The sequence below is a fragment of the Streptomyces lavendulae subsp. lavendulae genome (assembly GCF_002803845.1).
Taxonomy (GTDB): Bacteria; Actinomycetota; Actinomycetes; order Streptomycetales; family Streptomycetaceae; genus Streptomyces; species Streptomyces lavendulae.
On the sequence record NZ_CP024985.1, the window covers coordinates 7,843,561 to 7,861,890 of the forward strand.

The 18,330-nt window shown below is 72.1% G+C and carries 20 protein-coding genes and 1 pseudogene; 12 read left to right on the forward strand and 9 right to left on the reverse strand.

The genetic code is table 11. The features are described from left to right. Window positions 1-56: 56 nt before the first annotated feature. Entirely contained in the window at window positions 57-488 is a 432-nt protein-coding gene (locus SLAV_RS35140) for a MarR family winged helix-turn-helix transcriptional regulator (RefSeq protein ID WP_030230097.1), read from the reverse strand. 88 nt (window positions 489-576) lie between these two features. Here SLAV_RS35140 and SLAV_RS35145 point away from each other — a divergent pair, with 88 nt between their 5' ends. The 6 genes from SLAV_RS35145 to SLAV_RS41220 all read left to right on the forward strand — a co-directional run bounded on the left by SLAV_RS35145 (window position 577) and on the right by SLAV_RS41220 (window position 5,293). Further along, entirely contained in the window at window positions 577-1,500 is a 924-nt protein-coding gene (locus SLAV_RS35145; RefSeq protein ID WP_030230099.1) for a quinone oxidoreductase family protein, read from the forward strand. Between the two features lie 151 nt (window positions 1,501-1,651). After that, complete coding sequence (locus SLAV_RS35150) at window positions 1,652-2,308, forward strand: DUF4360 domain-containing protein (RefSeq protein ID WP_030230101.1); 657 nt, start codon at window positions 1,652-1,654, stop codon at window positions 2,306-2,308. A gap of 178 nt (window positions 2,309-2,486) precedes the next feature. Beyond that, complete coding sequence (locus SLAV_RS35155) at window positions 2,487-3,341, forward strand: ABC transporter substrate-binding protein (RefSeq protein WP_078950339.1); 855 nt, start codon at window positions 2,487-2,489, stop codon at window positions 3,339-3,341. Then, the gene (locus SLAV_RS35160; protein ID WP_030230113.1) at window positions 3,338-4,138 is read left to right on the forward strand and encodes an amino acid ABC transporter permease; all 801 of its coding nucleotides are present in this window, start codon (window positions 3,338-3,340) and stop codon (window positions 4,136-4,138) included. The genes SLAV_RS35155 and SLAV_RS35160 overlap by 4 nt, the downstream gene beginning before the upstream one ends. A gap of 7 nt (window positions 4,139-4,145) precedes the next feature. Continuing rightward, on the forward strand, window positions 4,146-4,994 hold the full coding sequence (locus SLAV_RS35165; RefSeq protein WP_051840953.1) for an amino acid ABC transporter ATP-binding protein: 849 nt from the start codon (window positions 4,146-4,148) through the stop codon (window positions 4,992-4,994). Window positions 4,995-5,125: 131 nt separating this feature from the next. Then, window positions 5,126-5,293: a hypothetical protein gene (locus SLAV_RS41220; RefSeq protein WP_158740672.1), complete on the forward strand. Its 168-nt coding sequence runs from the start codon at window positions 5,126-5,128 to the stop codon at window positions 5,291-5,293. On the opposite strand, the gene SLAV_RS35170 is transcribed toward SLAV_RS41220, so the two are convergent. The 3 genes from SLAV_RS35170 to SLAV_RS35180 form a co-directional block, all read right to left on the reverse strand. Then, window positions 5,275-6,654: a carotenoid oxygenase family protein gene (locus SLAV_RS35170; RefSeq protein WP_100661130.1), complete on the reverse strand. Its 1,380-nt coding sequence runs from the start codon at window positions 6,652-6,654 to the stop codon at window positions 5,275-5,277. The genes SLAV_RS41220 and SLAV_RS35170 overlap by 19 nt on opposite strands. Window positions 6,655-6,734: 80 nt before the next feature. Next, window positions 6,735-7,211: an SRPBCC family protein gene (locus SLAV_RS35175; protein WP_051840959.1), complete on the reverse strand. Its 477-nt coding sequence runs from the start codon at window positions 7,209-7,211 to the stop codon at window positions 6,735-6,737. 105 nt (window positions 7,212-7,316) lie between these two features. Further along, window positions 7,317-7,883: a TetR/AcrR family transcriptional regulator gene (locus SLAV_RS35180; protein ID WP_100661131.1), complete on the reverse strand. Its 567-nt coding sequence runs from the start codon at window positions 7,881-7,883 to the stop codon at window positions 7,317-7,319. A gap of 276 nt (window positions 7,884-8,159) precedes the next feature. On the opposite strand from SLAV_RS35180, the gene SLAV_RS35185 reads away from it, so the two are divergent. Both SLAV_RS35185 and glpK read left to right on the forward strand, forming a co-directional pair. Continuing rightward, window positions 8,160-9,005 (forward strand): MIP/aquaporin family protein, encoded by an 846-nt coding sequence (locus SLAV_RS35185; RefSeq protein ID WP_030230123.1) that lies wholly within the window; start codon window positions 8,160-8,162, stop codon window positions 9,003-9,005. 86 nt (window positions 9,006-9,091) lie between these two features. Next, window positions 9,092-10,609, forward strand: a complete 1,518-nt coding sequence (gene glpK / locus SLAV_RS35190; protein WP_030230126.1) for a glycerol kinase GlpK — start codon at window positions 9,092-9,094, stop codon at window positions 10,607-10,609. Between the two features lie 307 nt (window positions 10,610-10,916). Here the strand turns inward: glpK and SLAV_RS35195 are convergent. Next, window positions 10,917-11,891: pseudogene (locus tag SLAV_RS35195) on the reverse strand (MFS transporter); the annotation flags it as partial. A 56-nt stretch (window positions 11,892-11,947) separates the two neighbouring features. Between SLAV_RS35195 and SLAV_RS35200 the strand changes: the two are divergent. Next, window positions 11,948-12,931 carry an ArsR/SmtB family transcription factor gene (locus SLAV_RS35200; RefSeq protein WP_030230132.1) on the forward strand — a complete coding sequence of 328 codons (984 nt, stop codon included), beginning with the start codon at window positions 11,948-11,950 and terminating at the stop codon, window positions 12,929-12,931. Between the two features lie 135 nt (window positions 12,932-13,066). On the opposite strand, the gene SLAV_RS41870 is transcribed toward SLAV_RS35200, so the two are convergent. Then, window positions 13,067-13,255: a putative quinol monooxygenase gene (locus tag SLAV_RS41870; protein WP_267884264.1), complete on the reverse strand. Its 189-nt coding sequence runs from the start codon at window positions 13,253-13,255 to the stop codon at window positions 13,067-13,069. A gap of 780 nt (window positions 13,256-14,035) precedes the next feature. On the opposite strand from SLAV_RS41870, the gene SLAV_RS35210 reads away from it, so the two are divergent. Continuing rightward, complete coding sequence (locus SLAV_RS35210) at window positions 14,036-14,710, forward strand: VanZ family protein (protein ID WP_234333613.1); 675 nt, start codon at window positions 14,036-14,038, stop codon at window positions 14,708-14,710. Window positions 14,711-14,726: 16 nt separating this feature from the next. Here the strand turns inward: SLAV_RS35210 and SLAV_RS35215 are convergent, their stop codons facing one another. From SLAV_RS35215 to melC1, 3 genes are all read right to left on the reverse strand, one after another. Further along, window positions 14,727-15,734, reverse strand: coding sequence for an alpha/beta hydrolase (locus SLAV_RS35215; protein ID WP_051840968.1), 1,008 nt, complete (start codon window positions 15,732-15,734; stop codon window positions 14,727-14,729). A 131-nt stretch (window positions 15,735-15,865) separates the two neighbouring features. Next, a complete protein-coding gene (melC2, locus tag SLAV_RS35220) occupies window positions 15,866-16,693 on the reverse strand; it encodes a tyrosinase MelC2 (RefSeq protein ID WP_030230139.1) in 828 nt (275 codons plus the stop codon). After that, entirely contained in the window at window positions 16,690-17,115 is a 426-nt protein-coding gene (melC1, locus tag SLAV_RS35225; RefSeq protein ID WP_030230141.1) for an apotyrosinase chaperone MelC1, read from the reverse strand. Before melC1 ends, melC2 begins: the two co-directional genes overlap by 4 nt. Before the next feature lie 135 nt (window positions 17,116-17,250). Here melC1 and SLAV_RS35230 point away from each other — a divergent pair, with 135 nt between their 5' ends. Continuing rightward, a complete protein-coding gene (locus SLAV_RS35230; protein WP_051840969.1) occupies window positions 17,251-17,739 on the forward strand; it encodes a helix-turn-helix domain-containing protein in 489 nt (162 codons plus the stop codon). A 36-nt stretch (window positions 17,740-17,775) separates the two neighbouring features. After that, window positions 17,776-18,324, forward strand: a complete 549-nt coding sequence (locus SLAV_RS35235; RefSeq protein WP_234333615.1) for a hypothetical protein — start codon at window positions 17,776-17,778, stop codon at window positions 18,322-18,324. Window positions 18,325-18,330: the final 6 nt, after the last annotated feature.

An 18,330-nucleotide genomic window follows, 5' to 3' on the forward strand; every position in this document is an offset into this window, starting at 1 on the left:
CCGCGGATGCCGGGGTGTTGACGGCGGCGCGGCGCGGCGCGACCCGACTCGCCGGGCTACGGCGCCTCGTGGAGCCGCGTCAGCAGGGCGATCAGCTGCCGCTGTTCGTCCGGGTCCAGCGGAGCGAGCAGCTGCGCGTTGGCCGCCCCGGCGAGCCGCGCGCAGCGGGCGAGGACCGCCCCGCCTTCCGGGGTGACCGTGACGGCGTTCTTGCGGCGGTCGGCGGGGTCGGGCGTGCGCAGGACGAATCCGCTCTGCTGGAGGTGGTTGAGGAGGCCCACCATGTCCTTCGGGTCGACCGCCAGCAGGCGGCACAGGTCGGCCTGGGCGACGGGCCCGTACTCGGCGGTCGCGGCCAGCACCGCGTGGTGCATGAGGCCCAGTCCCTCGGCGGAGAGCGCGTCGGCGACCAGCCCCCGGCCGCGGGTCGCGACGCGGCCGACGAGCCAGGTCGGCAGGGACCGGATGTGTGCGAGGGGGGACGTCATGGGGTCAGCCTAACGAAGGTCGTTGGACTTCCCCACGATTACCCGGTTATCGTTGGGGCATCCAATGAATCCGGATCGGGGGGGTCCTGTGCTGCGCATTCGTCACGAGGTCAACGGCGGCCCGGAAGTGCTGTTCGCCGAACACGTCGACCGGCCCGTCGCGGGCCCCGGCGAACTGCTGGTCCGGGCCGAGGCCATCGGCGTGACGCTGCCCACCGTGCGCAAGGTCAGGGACGATGACGGGCCCGTCTCCTTCGGCGGCGAGGTCGCCGGCGAGGTCGTCGCCACGGGCCCCGGGGTGAGCGGATTCGCCGTCGGGGACCGCGTCACCGGGCTGTGCTTCACCGATGCCTACGCCGAGTTCGCGGTCCTGGGCGCCGCACTGGCCTCCCACGTCCCCGACGCGGCGAGCGCGGTGCAGGCCGTGGCGCTGCTGCGCAGCGGCCTCGTGGCCCGCGGCGCCTACGGGGCCGCCCGCGTCGAGCCCGGCGAGTCGGTCCTCGTCACCGCCGCGGCGGGGGCGGTGGGCGGCCTCGCCCTCCAGTACGCCAGGGCCGCCGGCGCCGGGCGCGTCGTCGCCGCCGTCAGCAGCGCCGACAAGGCCGGCTTCGTCCGCGGCCTGGGCGCGGACCGGGTCGTGCTGTACGAGGACGCCGACTGGGGAGCCCCGTACGACGTGGTCCTCGACGGGGTCGGCGGCGACCTGCTCGCCCCCGCCGTCCGCGCCCTCGCCACCGGCGGCCGCATCGTGGCGTACGGATCGGGTGGCGGCACGGTCGAGGCCTACGAGCTCCTCGTCCGCGGCGCCTCGATGATCGGCTTCCAGATGAGGGCGATCGCCTTCGGCAAGCCCGAACTCCACGACCGGTGGCGGCGCGAGCTCTGGGAGCTGCACGCGGCGGGCACCCTGCGCCCCGCCGTCCACGAGGAGATCCCGCTCGCCGAGGCGGCCCGCGCCCACGCCGTCATCGAAGCGCGCCGCAACCTCGGCAAGGTCGTCCTGGTGCCGTAGGTGCCGGCGGCAGGCGGCCCGGCCGACTCGGCCGTCCGGGGGGACACGCCGCCGCCCCGGAGGCCGTGCGTGCCGCGCCTACGTCGGCGGTCGCGGGCGGTGTGGAACGGTTCGAGCCGGTCACGCAGAGCAGCGATCGGAAGGACTTCCCATGTTCAGAACGGTGTTCATCGCCGGCGCGGCCGCGGCCCTCGCCGCCTCCGCCCTCGCGCCGTCCGCAGGGGCCGTCACCGCCCCGGCCCTCGCACCCCCCGAGAAGATCACCATCGACGTGGTCCAGGTCAACGGCTCCGGCTGCCGGCCCGGCAGCGCCACCGTCGCGGTCTCCCCCGACAACACCGCCTTCACCGTGGCCTACAGCGAGTACACGGCGCAGGTCGGCAAGGACACCAAGGCGACCGACTTCCGCAAGAACTGCCAGCTCGGCCTGCGGGTGAACGTTCCCCAGGGCTACACCTTCGCCATCACCCAGGCGGACTACCGGGGCTTCGCCAGCCTGGCGCCCGGCGCGAGCGGCGAGCAGCGGGCCAGCTACTACTTCCAGGGCATGTCCGAGACCGCCCGCCGAAGCCACACCCTGCGCGGCCACTACCAGGACAACTGGCAGGTCTCCGACCAGGTCGCGATCGAGGCCCTCGTCTACCACCCGTGCGGGGCGAAGCGGAACCTCAACATCAACACCGAGCTGCTCGCGCAGGCCGGCACCTCCGACACGGCCAACACCACCAGCTTCCTGACGATGGACTCGACCGACGGCAGCATCAACACCAAGTACCACTTCGCCTGGAAGACCTGCCCGCAGCGCTGAGCCGCGGCCGATCGGGCGGCGGGGCGCAAGGGGTGCCGTCCGGCCGCCGGAGGGTGATGTCCGGCCACGTCTGCGCCGTGTCACGCCGGCTCCGCCGTCCCGTACCGACCCGGGCTTACGATCTCGACGGACGGTCCCTCCCGTGACCGTTCCCACCCCGCATCCGTGGAGGTCAACCGTGTTCCGGACGGCCGCAGGACACCGCAGTCGGCGCAGAGGTCCCCGTATCCGCGCCACGGCCGCGCTCGCCGCCACGGCGGCGACCGCCTTCCTCGCCGCGGGTTGCTCCTCCGGCGGCAGCGGCCCGGGGGAGGCGGCCGGAGGCGTCCCGGTCGTGGAGAAGGGCAAGCTGACCACCTGCACCCACCTGCCCTACCCGCCCTTCCAGTTCGAGCAGAACGGCAAGGTGGTCGGCTTCGACGTGGCCCTGATCGACCTCGTCGCCCGCAACCTCAAGGTCGAACAGAAGATCCTCGACACCCCGTTCGAAAACTTCAAGACCGGGGCCTTCCTGAACTCCGGCCAGTGCGACCTCGCCGCGGCCGGCATGACGATCACCGACGAACGCAAGAAGAACGTGGACTTCTCCGTCCCCTACTTCGACGCGACCCAGGCCCTCCTCGCGAGCAAGAAGAGCGGTGTCACGACGCTCGCCGAGCTCAAGGCCAAGGGCGGGAAACTGGGCGCGCAGGCGGAGACCACCGGGGAGAGCTACGCCAAGGCGCAGGGCTTCAACCCGATCTCCTTCGAGAGCTCGGACGCGGTGCTCAACGGACTGCGCACCGGCCAGGTCGACGCGGTCGTGATCGACTACCCGGTCGTCCAGGGCTGGCTCAAGGACAAGGCGAACGCGGCCGAGTTCGTCCTGGGGCAGAACATCGACACCGGGGAGAAGTACGGCTTCTCGGTGAAGAAGGGCAACGCCGCCCTCCTCGCGGCGATCGACAAGGCGATCACCACCGCCAAGGCCGACGGCACCTACAAGAAGCTCTACGAACAGTGGATCGGCCCGCTGCCCCAGGCCGCCTCGTGACCTCACGGCTGACCCGGCGCCAGCGGCGCCGGGTCTGGCAGGCGATCCAGTACGCCGTCTTCGTGGCCGTGCTGGTCCTGGTGGTCGTGCTCGCCGACTGGGACCGGCTGGCCAACCAGTTCGCGCAGCCCGACCTGGCCGCGCGCCTCTTCCCGGACATCATCACCATCGCCCTGCGCAACACGGTGGTGTACACCTTCTCCGGATTCCTCTTCGGCCTCGTGCTCGGCCTGGTCGTCGCCATGATGAGGCTCTCCTCGGTGACCCCCTACCGGTGGGTCGCCGGCGTCTACATCGAACTGTTCCGGGGCCTGCCCGCGCTGCTCATCTTCATCTTCGTGGGCGTGGCGGTCCCGCTCGCCTTCCCCGGCGCCGAGATCCCCGGCGGCATCTACGGCAAGGTCGCGCTCGGCCTCGGGCTGGTGGCCGCCGCCTACATGGCGGAAACGATTCGGGCCGGCATCCAGGCCGTACCCAAAGGGCAGATGGAGGCGGCCCGTTCGCTGGGCTTCTCGCACGCCCGCGCCATGGCCTCGGTGATCATCCCGCAGGCCTTCCGCATCGTGATCCCGCCCCTCACCAACGAACTGGTCCTGCTCTTCAAGGACTCCTCCCTGGTGCTCTTCCTCGGAGTGACGCTGGAGCAGCGGGAACTGACGAAATTCGGCCGGGACCTCGCCAGCGAGACCGCCAACTCCACCCCGATCCTGGTCGCGGGCCTGTGCTACCTCCTGGTGACCGTGCCGCTGAGCTTCGTGGTGCGCCGCCTGGAAGCCCGCGCGGACAAGGCCACGTGAGGACGACATGCCACAGCAGACACCACCTGCGGACGCGACGCCTGCGGACGCGACGCCGGCGGGCCGCCCGGAGATCGAGATCCGCGACCTGCACAAGTCCTTCGGCGACAACCACGTCCTGCGCGGCATCGACCTGGACGTCGCCCCGGGCGAGGTCGTCTGCGTCATCGGCCCGTCCGGCTCCGGCAAGTCGACCCTGCTGCGCTGCGTGAACCTGCTGGAGGAACCGAGCCGGGGCACCGTCCACGTCGGCGGTACCGAGCTCACCGACCCCGACGTCGACATCGACGCCGTCCGCCGCCGCATCGGGATGGTCTTCCAGCAGTTCAACCTCTTCCCGCACGTGGACGTCACCGGGAACCTCACGCTGCCGCAGCGGCGGGTGCTGGGCCGGGACAAGGCGCGGGCGGCCGAGGTCGCCCGGGAGAACCTCGACCGGGTCGGTCTCGCCGACAAGGCGGGAGCCTTCCCGGCCCAGCTGTCCGGCGGACAGCAGCAGCGCGTGGCGATCGCCCGGGCCCTGTCGATGGGGCCGGAGGTGATGCTCTTCGACGAGCCGACCTCGGCGCTCGACCCCGAACTCGTCGGCGAGGTGCTCTCGGTGATGCGGCTGCTGGCGGGCGAGGGCATGACGATGATGGTCGTCACCCACGAGATGAGCTTCGCCCGCGAGGTCGCGGACCGCGTCGTGTTCATGGACGGGGGAGTGATCGTCGAACAGGGTCCGGCGGCGCAGGTGATCACCCGCCCGGCGCACGAGCGGACCAGGAACTTCCTCGACCGCATCCTCGACCCGGCGGCGGTCGAGCCGCCCGTCGGCGAGGACCCCGGCCCGACCCGGCAGCCCGAAGGGTGAGCGGGTCGTGTCATGGTCCGACGAGATGCCGTTGGGTGCGTCCGGGTGGGACGGAGCGCGGCCCGCAACCGGGCGCACGGAGTGACGAGTCCTCAGGAGTCCTCACGTTCGGTCACGACATCGGAGGTCCGATGGACACGCAGCCCACGTACGCACTGTCGTCGCGGACGCCGCGCTGGGCGCTCGACCCCTACCGGTTCCCCGGACTGGAGGGCCTCGACATGGACGAGGCCCTCCTCGACGGGGCCGCCCCGCCGTCCACCGGTCCCGCCGAATCCCCTCAGCGCCCGGCCCGCTGACCGGGCCCGGTGAGGGCCGCGTCCGGGATCCACGAGCCGTGGATCATGGCGGGCACCCGGCGCGGCAGGTGGACCGTGGCCACCGGCGCCAGGGCCGGATCCCCGGCGTCCAGGACGAGCAGCCGTGAGGCACCGGCGTCCAGGTCGCCGACCACCGTCAGGAGGTAACCGGCGTCCTCCTCGGTGGCGCCGGCCGCCGGGACGAACACGGCCTCGCTGGGGAGCTGCCCGGCCCCGAACGGCCGCAGCCGGCGCTCGCCCGTGACGCGGTCGTACTTCACGAGGGTGTGCCGGCCGACGCCCCGGTCGTCGGGGAAGGCGAGCGCGTACTGGTAGCGGTGCTCGCGCCCGGTGAACGCCTCGTTGATCGTCGGGAACTCGACCGTGAGGTCGTCGCTCTCCTCCTCCCCGGTCCGTCCGGTCGCCGGGTCCACGGTCCAGCGCCTGCCCCGGGACCCGGAGGTGGGCTCGGCGCCGCGGTCCGGGGCGCCGACCCACCAGTTCCAGGAGCGCCGCCAGCCGTCGCGGCCCACGGACGGGCCCTCGATGACGATCCGTCCGCGGGCGTCCTCGTAGGCGTTGGCGAGGTGCATGGCGAAGCCCTGGCCGATCTCGTACCAGCGGACCCGCCCCGCGCCGCCCGCGCCGCGCGGCAGGACGCCGATCCGGGAGGGCTGCGCGTCGCTCCAGCCGTACGGGATGCCGGAGTGCTCGGAGGGGTCGAAGGTGACCGATCCCTCCAGGAAGACCACGTGGTGCTCGGTGAGGGCGAAGTCGTGCTTGAGGGCGGCGGTGGCGCCCGGTACCTCCTGGCTGTCCAGGACCTGCCCGTCGGCCGAGGCCACGTGGTGGATCAGGTACGGGGGGAAGGGGGAGGAGGAGAAGAAGTGGAGCTCACCGGTCTGCGGGTCCTCCTTGGGGTGCGCGGTCATGGCGCTGCGCAGCCTGCCGCCGAAGTCGTACGCGCCGACGGTCTCCAGTTCGGGTGTGAGCTCGAAGGGGAGGTTGGCCTCGCAGAGGGCGAGCAGGCGTCCGGCGTGTTCGATGACGTGGGTGCCGGCGGTGCTGGCGGTCAGGTCGGGGCCCTGTTCGGTCATGTAGGGGGCGCCGTCGAGGGCGGGGGTGTGCACCCAGCGGTTGCGGTACCACTCGGCGCGGCCCTCGCGCAGCCGGATCCCGTGGACCATGCCGCTGCCCTTGAACCAATGGGTGGGCGTGATCCCGGGCTTGGGGTTGTGCCCGTTGCGGATCAGCCGGCCGGTCAGCTCGGGCGGCAGAGCGCCCTCGACGGTGAGCTCGGTGGCGGTGACCTCGTCGGCGACGGGGGTGTAGTGGCCGGTCAGGTAGGGCTTGCTGGTCATCGTGAGGACCTCGGATCTCGACGGTGGGGTGGCGGTACGGAACGGAGGTGTGGCGGGACGGGGCGGCGTGCGGGGTGTGGTCACCCGCGCTCGGCACGCTCCTTCAGCCGGGCGAGCCACTGCTCCAGCGAGTCGCGGAGGGCCTGTTCCAGCAGCTCGGGCGAGGCCTCCACGGGCGCCCCGGACCAGGACTCCTGCGTGCGGACCGTGACGGCGCCGTCCGCCTCCTCGAAGGTCCACACGTGCACACCCTCGATCCCCTGGGCCGGACCGCCCCAGACGATGCGGGCGCCGGGGACCAACTGCAGGACGGTGGAGGTGATGTCGAGCCCGTGGGTGAGCCAGCGGAAGGTGGCCCCGGGGGCGAGGGGACCGTCCAGGGCGGCCCGCGTGACGTCCGGGTTCCAGTCGGGCCAGGCGTCGACGTCGGTGTGCAGCCGCCAGACGGTGTCGAGCGGGGCGTGGACGGTGGTCGACAGCCGTACGACGGCCGGCGCGCTCTCGTCGATCGTCACGAAGGGGGTGTGCTCGGGCTGTGCGGTGCGCTCGGTGCTCATGACGGGTGACACTCCTTCTGTGTATGTGTGGTTAACCACTCACTCTTGGAGCCGCGAGAACGGCGACCCGGCTTCCGGCGGGCCGCCGTCCGGGGGAGCGGGCTGTCAGTAGTGCCGGATGCCGGCGGTCAGGGTGCGGGTCCAGGGCGCGTCGACCGCCCCGGCGTCCATCGACACCACCAGGTGGCAGAGCATCCCGACGGCGAAGAACTCCTGGACCTGGCGGTCGTCGCCGCCGGAGGCCCCCCTTACGTACTCGACCGTGCGGGCGTAACCGGCCCGCACGGCCTCGCGGACGGCGGGCTCGGAGACCGTGGCGGCCTGTGCGTGCAGCTGGACCAGCATCAGGTCCTTGTCGCTGATCAGATGGGCGTAGGCGTCGCCCATCGCGGAGAGTACGGCCTCCGGCGAGCTGCCCCGCGCACCGGCCGCGCCGGCCTCCAGGCTGGCCCGCACCCGTACGAAGCAGTGCTCCACCACGGCCACGAACAGAGCTTCCTTGTCGGTGAAGAGGCGGTAGACGTACGCCTGCGAGATCCCGGCGGCCTTGGCGACCTCCGTGGTCGTGGTGCCGAAGTATCCGCGCGCGGCGAACGCTCCGATGGCGGTGCGCAGCACCGTCTCGCGGCGTTCTTCCGCGGTGGACAGCTGGCGTTGGCGTTCCGGTTGCATGTGAGTACTCAATCACTCACACTTTTGGGGTGTCAACCCCCGCGCTGCCCGTGGGGGTCACAAGGAGCAGCCCCGCTGATCAAGTGATTAGATCGATACAACCGGGTATGCGGCATGTGCGGAGATTCTTCCCACCGTCCGTCCCCGCGCACCATGCGTGTGCCACGACGGGCGCCGAGTCTCCGCACGAGTTCGATCGCCGGCGCCCCGCGTCTGGCGGCGGCACCGACGGGCCGATGTGACAGCCGGTCTCCGCCGGCAAGGAAGCAGGCTCACATGGTTGATCGTCTCAAGGCATCGGGGCTGGTGGGCGAGGTGTCCGCCGAATTCGCCGGCACGATGGTCCTCATCCTCTTCGGCTGCGGCGTCGTGGCCCAAGTGGTCGCGGGCGGCGGACTCACCACTCCGCCCGGCGGCCTCGGCAACCACGACAGCATCGCGTGGGCGTGGGGCCTCGGCGTCACCCTCGGCGTGTACGTCGCGGCACGCCTGAGCGGCGCCCACCTCAATCCCGCGGTCACCGTCGCGCTGGCGACCTTCAAGGGATTCCCGTGGCGCAGGGTGGCCCCGTACGTGGTGGCGCAGACGGCCGGCGCGTTCGTGGCCGCCCTCATCGTGCGGTGGAACTACACCGAGGCGCTCGGCACGTACGACCCAGGCCACACCATCAAGACGCAGGGTGTCTTCTCCACGCTCCCGGCGAACGGCAACCCGAACCTGCCGGTCACCGAATGGGGCGCGTTCCGGGACCAGATCATCGGCACGGCGATCCTGCTGCTGCTGATCTTCGCGGTCACGGACCTGCTCGGCACCCCGCCCGGTGCCAACCTGGCGCCGTTCATCGTCGGCCTCATCGTCGTCGCGATCGGCATGGCCTGGGGTACGAACGCGGGGTACGCGATCAACCCGGCCCGTGACTTCGGTCCGCGGCTCGCCAGCTTCCTCACGGGCTACGGAGGGGCCTGGCGAGATCAGTACGGGAACTTCTACTTCTGGGTGCCCATCATCGGGCCGCTGATCGGAGGCCTGCTCGGCGCGGGCCTGTACAAGCTCCTCATCGGCCGGTTCCTGCCGACCGCCGAGCCCGAGCCCGCGGGCCGAGTCCCGACCCCCGAGCCCTGACCCGCAGCCCTGCGTCATCCCGCGGCGGGGCGGCGACACCGCCCCGGCGCGGGACGGGCTCTCCCCCGAAGAGAGGCGGCATCATCATGGCGGACTTCGTCGGCGCAGTGGACCAAGGCACCACGAGCACCCGGTTCATGATCTTCGATCATGCGGGCAACGAGGTCGCGAAGCACCAGCTGGAGCACGCGCAGATCCTTCCCCAGTCGGGATGGGTCGAGCACGACCCGGTGGAGATATGGGAGCGCACCAACTCGGTGATCCAGAACGCGCTCCGGCACGGAAACCTCTCCCCGGCCGACCTGGCGGCCATCGGCATCACCAACCAGCGCGAGACGACCGTCGTCTGGGACCCCCGCAACGGCCGCCCCTACTACAACGCCATCGTCTGGCAGGACACCCGCACCGACTCGATCGCGGCCGCGCTCGACCGGTCGGGCCAGGGCGACGTTATCCGGCGCAAGGCCGGACTGCCGCCGGCCACCTACTTCTCCGGCGGGAAGATCCAGTGGATCCTGGAGAACGTGGACGGCGTCCGCGAGGCCGCCGAACAAGGGCACGCGATCTTCGGCAACACCGACTGCTGGGTCCTGTGGAACCTCACCGGAGGCCCCGACGGAGGCATCCACGCCACCGACGTCACCAACGCCAGCCGGACCATGCTGATGGACCTGGAGAGCCTGGACTGGGACGACGAACTGCTCGGGTTCTTCGGGATCCCGCGCGCGATGCTCCCCACCATCCACTCCTCCTCGCACCCCACCGCCTTCGGCGTCACGCGCACCTCCCGCCCGCTGCGGGCGGCGATCCCGATCGCAGGCGTGCTCGGCGACCAGCAGGCGGCCACCGTCGGGCAGGTCTGCTACGCACCGGGCGAGGCCAAGAACACCTACGGCACCGGCAACTTCCTCGTGCTCAACACGGGCACCGAGCTGGTCCGTTCCCAGCACGGCCTGCTCACCACCGTCGCCTACCGGTTCGGCGACGAGCCCGCGGTGTACGCCCTGGAGGGCTCCATCGCCGTCACCGGCTCGGCGGTGCAGTGGCTGCGCGACCAGATGAAGATCATCACCGATGCGGCGGAGAGCGAACGCCTGGCCCGCACGGTCGAGGACAACGGAGGCATGTACTTCGTGCCGGCCTTCTCGGGCCTGTTCGCACCCTACTGGCGCTCCGACGCCCGCGGTGCCATCGTCGGCCTCGCCCGCTACAACGACAGCGGGCACCTGGCGCGCGCCACCCTGGAAGCCATCTGCTACCAGAGCCGCGACGTCGTGGAGGCCATGGAACAGGACTCCGGGGTCCACCTGGACGTGCTCAAGGTCGACGGCGGAGTCACGGCCAACGACCTGTGCATGCAGATCCAGGCGGACGTCCTCGGGGTACCCGTCAGCCGCCCCGTCGTCGCCGAGACCACGGCCCTCGGCGCCGCCTACGCGGCGGGGCTGGCCACCGGATTCTGGCGGGACACGGACGAGCTGCGCACGCACTGGCAGGAGTCCAAGAGGTGGGAGCCCCAGTGGTCCGAGGAGAAGCGGGCCGAAGGCTACGAGGGCTGGAAGAAGGCGGTCGCGCGGACCCTGGACTGGGCGACCGTCGAATAGCCGCGGGGGAAGCGGGCACGGCCGGGAACCTCCGCCCGTGCCCGCGCGACGCCGCCAGGTGGCGGGCGAGGGAGAGGGCGGCGAGGAAGGCCACCAGCGCGCACACGCCCGGCCAGCCGGCCCGGTCGTGGATCCGCACCCCGGCCCACGAGCCGACGCTGCCGCCCAGATAGGCGCAGGTCATGTAGGCGGTGTTGAGCCTGCTGCGGCCATCGGGACGCAGGGCGAAGACCCGGGCCTGGTTGGCGACCGTGCCGCACTGCATCGCGACGTCCAGCAGCAGTGTGCCCACGACCAGCGCGACCGCCCCCGCCGTCCCGCCCAGAGCGCCCGGCACGAGGACCGCGGCCGCGAGGAGGACCCCGAGCAGGCAGACCAGGTTCACGGGATCGGACCCCCTGCGGTCCACCACGCGCCCGGCGAGCGGAGTACAGGCCATGGTCACCGCCCCGACCAGGGCCAGCATGCCCACCGCCTGGCCGCCCAGCCCGTACGCGGGACCGGCGAGGAGCAGGGCCACACAGGTCCAGACGGCCGAGAAACCGCCGAAGACGGTCGCCTGGTAGAGGCAGGAACGGCGCAGTTCGGGCTCGGTGCGCAACAGGCGCAGGCACTCCGCCAGCAGCTCCCGGTACGGCCGGGGCGGCGGCGGGGCCGTGACCGGCAGGGCGCGGACGAGGACGAGGGCGAGCAGCAGCACCACGACCGCGGCCACCAGGTACGGGGCGCGCCAGCCCAGCCGTTCGCCGAGCGTGCCGCTGAACGTCCGGGCCAGCAGCATCCCGCCGATCGACCCGCTCAGCAGCGTGCCCATCACCGCTCCGCGGCGGTCGGGGGCCACCATCCCCGCCGCCAGCGGGGCGATCAGCTGGGCGGCCACCGTGGTGACCCCGACGCACGCGGAGGCCGCGACCAGGGCCGGCAGGGCGGGGGCGCACCCCGCGGCGAGGAGGCCGAGCCCGGAGAGCAGGAGCAGGGTGACGATGAAGGGCCGGTACGGGATCCGGTCGCCGAGCGGCACCAGCAGGAGGATCCCGGCCGTGTAACCGATCTGCGTGGCGGTCACCACCAGCGCCGAGGCACCGGGCGTCGCGGCGAACCCGGCGGCGACGAGCGGGGTGACCGCCTGCGGGAAGTAGACGTTGCCCACGCCGACGGCGCAGGTCAGGGCCAGGAGCAGCACCGTACGGGGACCCAGGGTGCTCCCGTCGCCCGTGGGCCGCGGCGCGGCGGACCCCCGGGTGACGATCGCCGGTTCCCGTGCGGGAGTCGGAGTTGTCATGGGGGGAAGTCCACGGCACGCGGGGCTCCCCGCCAATCGATGTAGCGTATGGCTTGATGATCAGTTACGAACTGGGGGTCGAGGACCTCGCGGACACGCGGTTCGCGATCTCGCCCCTGCACGAGACCGTGCTCAGCCTCCGGGTGCTGCGCGACCCGGGCCTGTCCGCCCTGCACCTCCCGTGGCGCCGGTCCGTCCTCGGCCGGCTCGGCGGGCTGGACACCGGCCTGCTGATGTCCCTGGTCGCGGTGCGCCGCACGCTGCCCGACTTCCTCACGCCGCGCCCCACGTGCTTCGAGCCGGCCTTCGAGGACGAACTGGCCGTCGTGGGCCGGACGGACCCCGCAACGGTCCGGCGCGACCTGTTGGCCACGCACGCCCCCGACCCGCTCCCCGACGCGCTGCGCGCCGCCGACACCGCCGACGACGCGTCCGTCCTCGGACTCCGTGACGACCTGTGCGACCTTCTGCGGAGGTACTGGGAGGTCGCCGTCGAGCCGATGTGGCCGCGGATGCGGCTGCTGCTGGAGGCCGACATGACGTACCGGGCGCGGCAACTGGCCGTGGGGGGAGCCCGCCTGCTGTTCGCCGACATGCACCCGAACCTGCGCTGGCACGACGGCGTGCTCCACATCTCCCGGATGGTCGGCCGGTACCACGCCCGGGCCTCCGGGCGGGGACTGCTGCTCGTACCGTCCGTGTTCGCGCACAAACCCGCACCGCCGGTCGGCGCGGACGAGGCGCCCATGATGTCGTACCCGAGCCGCGGGCTGGCGACCCTGTGGGCCCCCGCGCCCCTCCCCGACGCCTCCGCCCTCGTCTCCCTGCTCGGCGCGTCCCGGACCAGGCTGCTGGGCCTGCTCGACGCGCCGCTGCCCACGGTCGAGATCGCCCGCCGCACCGGGGTCACCCCGAGTGCGGTGTCGCAGCACCTGCGGGTGCTGTACGCGACCGGCCTCGTGACCCGGGCGCGCGACGGGCGGCACGTCCTGTACCGCCGCAGCCTCCTGGGCGATCAGCTGACCGGCTTCGGCGGCTGAACCCCGGGCGGCCCGCCGTCCGCGGGCTCGGAGTCCGTCCCCGTCCACCAGGACGTGGTCCGGTCCGAGCTCCCCAGGTGCTCACGCCGTACGGCCCCGCGGATCACGTGCACTGCTTCCGCTCCCCGGGTGCCGTCAGGCCAGGGGCTCGGCCGCGAGACGCAGGACCTGCGCGGGGCCGGCCCGGAACGCCGGGCTCGCCGCGTCCGCCTCGATCATGTGCGGGGTGGCGTCGTGGGCGGCCAGGGCCTCCTGCGAGGACCACCGCTCGATGAGGACGAAGCGTTCCGGTTCACCGCTCACCTGGTGCATGTCGTAGCGCAGACACCCCTATTCGGCCCGCACCACCGGCGCGAGGCGCTCGAACGCGGCGATCTGCTCCGGGCCGCGGCCCGGCAGGGTGGTGATGTGGATGAGGAGCTGCACCGGTTCCGACATGCGCCGAAGCCTATCCGCCGGTGGCCCGTCAGGCCGAGCAGGGTGGCGTGCAGGCCGGCTTCGCAGCCGGCGCCCCGGGCCCACCAGCCCGCGGGCCAGCCCTCGTCCTCCCAGGGAGCCGGATACACGCCCGCCGTCGCGAGCGGGCACAACCCGCCTGCGGGCTAGGTGATGTGACGGCTCGTCCGCTCCAGTGTCCCGGTCTGCCGCGCGCACCTCGGCCAGGTACGCCGTGCCGGCCGGATCGAGCCCGGCCACGGTCAGTTCCGCCCGTACCCCGAGGCGGCGGGTGAGGACGGACCACCAGTGACGGGCCTGCGGGTGCCCGCCCCCGTACGCGTCCCGGCGCGCGCTCCGCGCAGCGGGCAGCTCCAGCGCGGCACGGCGCAGCGCCCGCCCCAGGGCGTGTCCGGGGCCCGCGCCCACGACCACCCCGGGCCGCCGCTCGGCCCCCGGCCGCAGCTCAGCCGCAGCCGCACCTGGTCGTCTGCCTCGTCGTCTCCGTCGAACTCCGGCCGTCCGGTCCTGATCCGTCGCGGTCCCGGCGCCGTGGAGCCGCGCCGTCCGAGGCGGGAGGAGCGTGTGGACGCCCCGCGGCGGGGTACACGCGCGGTCCCGGGGCGGCCCGCCCCGCGGGAAGCGGAACGGACCGGAGGGAGTGGACCCGTGGACGTGCCGAAGAAGGCCGCCGCCGCCCGGCGGCGCCACGCGTGGCGCCGCGGAGCGCGGAAGGCCGCCGCCCCGCCGCCCCCGCCCGCGTCCCCGCCGCCCGCGTCTCCGTCGCCCGCGTCCCCGGACCCGTCGTGGGCCCACCCCGCGCCCGCCCGTCCGCTCGTCCGCGCACTGGCGGTGGCGGCCGCGTTCGCCGGCACCGTCCTGTTCGCCGTCGCCCTGGCCCGGGTCACCCTCGAACCGTCCGCGGCCTCGGCCGGCCTCGTGCACGGCAACGTCCGTCCGGGCGCGTCGATCCGGGCCTACCTCGACGCCGCGCCGGTCCGGGAGGCCGCCGTGCAGCTCGGCGGGAACCTCCTGCTCGGCGTACCGTTCGGGGTGCTGTTGCCCGTCCTGCTGCCCCGGACCCGCGGTCTGCTGCGCGTGGGCCTCGTGACCGCCGTCGTGATGACGCTCGTCGAGCTCGTCCAGGGCGCGCTGGTGACGGGCCGGGCCTTCGACGTCGACGACGTCGTCCTCAACACCGTCGGGGCGCTCCTCGGCTACCTCCTCCTCGGCCGCCGTGCGAGCCGGGCGGTCCACCCGCGCCGCCGCCACTGGTGGCAGCGGCGGCCCCGTCGCACCGCCGCCCTGCCGTCCGCGTCCGCGACGGGCGACGGCGCGCCCTGAGGGCCGCCGCGCGGGATCAGGCGCTGGGGACCGGGCCGATCATGCGCTTGCTGATCCACTCCAGGGGGCCCTGGAAGAGGCCGTCGGCGTACTTGTAGCCGTCGTGCCCGGCGTTGGGGATGATGTGCAGGTCCGTCTCGATGGGGCCCTTGCCGATCTTCTCCTTGAAGGCCTTCACCTTCGCCCCTTCCTCCTTGTCGCCGAGGAGGAAGGAGATGTGGACCTTCGGGCCGCCCTTCTTGGCGAGCGCTTCGGCGAGCCGGCCGGGGTCGTTGGCGAGCCGCTCCGGCTCGTGGTCCTTCCAGAACGGCGAATCGGGCGCGGTGTCGGGCCCGCCCGCGACCGCCGTGCTGAACCGGTCCGGGTACTGCAGGACCATCTTCATGCCGACGTAACCGCCCGCGGAGGAGCCGAAGAAGCCCCACCCCTTGGGGTCCTTGTAGGTGCGGAAGTTCTCGCGCGCCAGGTCCGGTACGTCGTCGGACATCCAGGTGCCCATCTTCGGCTGCCCGGGGATGTCGCTGCCGTCCCAGTACTGGTCCAGCTTCGCGTTCAGGACCGGCATCATCACGATGAACGGCAGCGACTTGCCCGCCTCCACCTGCTGCGCGATCCGCTCCTGGAGTTTGAAGTCGGCTCCGAACCAGTAGTTCGTCGGATAGCCGGAGGCGCCCGGCAGCGCCGTCAGCACCGGGAACGCGCTGTTCTCGTACTTCTTCTCCTTGTACTGCTTGGGCACCCAGGCCCACACCCGGCCTTCGAAGCCCGACTTGGGGCCCTTGAGCGTGGTCCACATCACCTGGGTGCCGTCACTCAGCTCGCGCTGGAGGTTCCACTTGCGGACGTTCGTCGGCATCTGGACGTTGGAGGGCACCTGCGGCGCCGCGCTCTGCCCGCCCTTGGACTCCTTGGCGGGGGCCTTGTCGCTGAACGAGGCCTCCGTGGGGCCGCTGGAGCAGCCCGCCGCCAGGAGGGAGGAGGCCAGGAGGGCGACTGGCGCCAGGAAGGTGGACCGGGACTTCACTCGATGACTCCAAACCCGTCAAACATCACCAAAACTACAATCGGGTAGGAAGAGTCGTTTTCGTTCCGGGTGGTTCCGCCCGGCCCGCGGGGCGCGGCGTGATCAATGCCACGCCGGCGCCCCGCGGCGCACTACCGCTCGGTGTCGAAGGTGTAGAACTTGCGGTGGTCCATCAGGTCCGCCGGGGTCACGTCGTTCCACGGCCGCAGCTTGCCGTGGAAGTCCACCACGTTCGCCGTGGGGGCGGCGGGCAGGTACGCGGACTTGGGGTTCCGGCGCTGCCACTCGGACCACAGCATGTCGATGAAGGCGTGGTGCATCCAGAACACCGGGTCGTTGGGCGACGCCGCGCTCGCCATGTGCCCGCCCACCCACACGTGCACCTTGTTGTGCAGACCCGGGCCGCGCCAGCCCTCCAGGTGGTTGCGGAACCCGCCCGAGGTGCTGTTCCAGGGGGCCGAGTCGTACACCGGCATGGCGAGCACGGAGTTGACCTCGTCCTTGGTCGGCAGCTGGGCCCCGCCCGCGCCGAGGGTGCGCCGCAGGTACGTGCGCGCGTCCACGCCGACCGTGATGGCCCACTTGCCCCCCGCGTACGCGAAGGGCCCGTCGAGCACCTGCCCGTCGCGGGCCCGGTTGGTGCCGCCGAGGAAGTCGGCGGCCCACAGGGAGGAGGAGGGCGTACGGTCCACGGTCCAGTCCCAGTACGGCAGCGAGACCTTCGGGTCCACCTTCTGCAGGGCCGCCTCGAAGTCGAGCAGGAAGCGGCGGTGCCAGGGGAGGAACGAGGGGGCGCGGTGGCCGACCCGGTCGCCGAAGTCGCTGTCGCTCATCAGGAAGGCGTTGTGGGCGTTCACGTAGCGGTCGTAGACGCCGGTGCGCTTGAGTTCGAGGAGCGCGTTGGTGAAGGCGCGCTTCTCCTCGGCGGTCAGCTTCGACTGGCTCTTGCGGACGGTCACGGGGTGCCTCCGGTCGGGGCGAAGGGGAGCAGGTTCGCGCCCTGGAGGTCCCGTACGGCGGCCTTGGCGGCCGAGATGGGATCGGCGAAGGTCTCGTAGTGGTTGACGACGGTGACCCAGCTGTTGTCGGCATTGCGCATGAGGTGCAGCTCTTTGCCGTCGATCTTGATGTTCGGCATGCCCGGCATGTGCTGGCCGTCGTGGTGGGCGCCGGGGTCGAGGGTGATCTGGATGCGGCGCCCCTCGTACACCTCGTCGATGCCGCCGGTGGGTATGGAGAGCGCGGGGCCGGAGGCCTCGGCGTTCGGGGAGGCGCTCGCGGAGGAGGCGGCGGAGCCCCCCTTGTCACAGGCCGTCAGCCCCACGGCGGCGGCCGCGCCGACGGCGATGCCGAAGGCTCGTCTTCGAGTGATCATGTTCATGGCCCGTAGAGGTATCAGAAGCCGGTGAACCTCCGAGCGGCGCCCCTGTGCAGACCCGGACCCCCGATCGTCAACTATAGTTACGCGCAACGGGCGTCAACTATAGTTACGCCTGATGAAAGGGAGCGGTACGCAGTGGTGGACTCAGACAGCGGTCCCGACGGACCGGGCGCGACGCGATCGGGCCGGGTTCCGGTTCCGGGCCCCGGGGCCCCCTTCAGCGACCGCCTCAACTTCCTCTTCGACCGGGTCCGCCCGCCAGGAGCGGAGGAGTACACCAACGCCCACGTCGCCCGCACCATCTCGTCCTACGGCGAGGACAGTTACACCCGCTCCCACATCAGCTACCTGCGCGCCGGCAAACGGACGCCGACCATCACCATGATCCCGCTGCTCGCCCGCTTCTTCGGCGTGGAGGCCTCCTACTTCGTCGAGGACGAGGTCACCCGCAGGATCACGACCCAGTTCGAGATCCTCCGCAAACTGAAGGAGAACGGAGTCGAGCAGATCGCCCTGCGCGCCATGGGCGTCTCCGCCGCCGGTCAGCGCAAGGTGCTTGCGGCCCTCGAAGCCGTACGGAAAGAGGAAGGTCTGCCCGCCGATCCCGAAAGGGACCTGCCGTGACCGGCGTCCACCGTCCGGACGGGAAGGGGAAGTCCCATGTGGCCCAGGCGTCGTAAGCGCGCGGCCGACCACGAGGCCGACGAGGTCGAGCGCCGCAACCGCGCGTTCGTGGACGGTCTCGACCTGCCCGACGTCGACAGCGTCCTGGACCTCGTCCCGTTCATGGAAGAACGCTTCGACCGCTCGATCAGGCTGATGCCCTTCGCCTCGGACCCGGCCGACCCCGACTCGCTCGACGCCTCCGCCCCGTGCGGCCTGTGGCTCGCCACCGGAGACACGGACTACGTCTTCTACGACACCGCCATCAGCCGCGCCCACGCCGAGATCATCGTCGGCCACGAGTTCGGCCACATGCTGGGACGCCACCGCGGCGACACCCCCCTCGCCGCGGGCAACCTCGGCGGACTCATCACCGACATCGACCCCGCCACCGTCCAGCTCGTCCTCGGCCGGACCCGCTACAACGAGCCGCAGGAGTTCGAAGCCGAACTGCTGGGCTCCCTCCTGCAGGAGCGCCTCACCACCCGCGTACGCGTCGCGGACACCCCGGAAGCCGACCCCATAGCCCGCACACTGCTGCGCTGACCGAAT